Here is a 1,167-nt window from a genome sequence, read left to right on the forward strand (position 1 = left end):
ATACCAACGGCCCTAGACATTGACCTTTGCCCATTTCCGAGATGTGATTGAGGCGATTCGTTCGAGATCGTTGGCGAAAAAATTCCAGGCCTCGCAACAGGCGTCGACGACGTCTTCGTATGTTTCGTAGACGGTGTTGGAAAGCTTGTTGCCGCGCAGATACTCCCACACGTTTTCCATGGAGTTAAGTTCTGGGGAATAAGCTGGGAGCTTCAGTAGTGTAATATTCGCCGGGATCTTGAGGTCCTTGGCGATATGAAACCCAGCGCCGTCCAGGACCAAGACTGCGTGAGCACCGTCGGCAACTTTTCGACCAATGAGATCGAGATGAATCGAGACCGATTGGGCGTTGAGAAAGGGCAGCACTACACCGACCGCCTCTCGTCTCTCCGGACAAGCCGCGCCAAGGATATAAGCCCAGATCCGGCGCTGATCCCGGGGCGCAGGCGGACGGCTCCCGCGCTTTGCCCAGACCCGCGTCAGCGTGCCTTGTTGCCCAACCCGTGCTTCGTCCTGCATCCAAATCTCGGTCGGCTTGCCTCGCGCGTGCTCAGGCAACGCCGCGGCTACGTTGGCGGCGAAGTCTTTTTAAAAACCTCCTGCGCGACCGGATCCGTCCTGGGGTTGAAGGGACGTACCGAGAGCCGACGATAGCCCAGCGCGTCGAGCAGCTTTCCAACCGTCCGTTCGTGCAAAACCAAGCCGAAATCCTGTTCCAGCCTGTCTCGTAGATCGGCGCGCCGCCACCGCACGACCTTGTCTTTCCCGGCCTGCGGACCCGCCTCGACCAACGCGATCAACCCTTGCTTCTGTTCATCGGTCAGTTTCGAACGGCGGCCCGGCGGAAGCTTATTTTCCAAACCCGATAGCCCATCCGAATTATACCGATGGACCCAATCCCTGAGGGTCTGGCGATCCATTCCACAGCTCCGCGCCGCTGTCGTTCGATCCGTGCCCTCCATCACCAGAGCCAACGCAAGCATCCGTCGGGCTGCCGATGCGTTCTTCGATCTCGCCGACGCCTGCCGTAGTTCAGATGCCGACAAATCCAGACGGGTCACCGCAACTCCAGCCATCACTTCCCTCCAATCCTACCGTCTCCGATTGAATCAGAAAATTGCGCTCTTGGGAATCGCCTACCGAGTCACCGCATCGGGCCGTTGGTAT

Annotated in this window: 2 protein-coding genes; one reads left to right on the forward strand and one right to left on the reverse strand. The window is 58.6% G+C overall.

The features are described from left to right. Positions 1–12 precede the first annotated feature (12 nt). Positions 13–1,046 (reverse strand): IS630 family transposase gene (locus PMI02_RS26475; RefSeq protein WP_238539088.1). Its coding sequence is split into 2 segments (ribosomal slippage): positions 13–584 and positions 584–1,046, totalling 1,035 coding nucleotides; the frame shifts between segments, so codons are not numbered across the junction. On the opposite strand from PMI02_RS26475, the gene PMI02_RS28020 reads away from it, so the two are divergent. Beyond that, positions 952–1,167: hypothetical protein (locus tag PMI02_RS28020; protein WP_238539089.1), on the forward strand; the 216-nt coding region annotated here is incomplete at its 3' end. The two genes, PMI02_RS26475 and PMI02_RS28020, sit on opposite strands and share 95 nt — an antisense overlap.

Source organism: Novosphingobium sp. AP12, assembly GCF_000281975.1.
Classification (GTDB): domain Bacteria; phylum Pseudomonadota; class Alphaproteobacteria; order Sphingomonadales; family Sphingomonadaceae; genus Novosphingobium.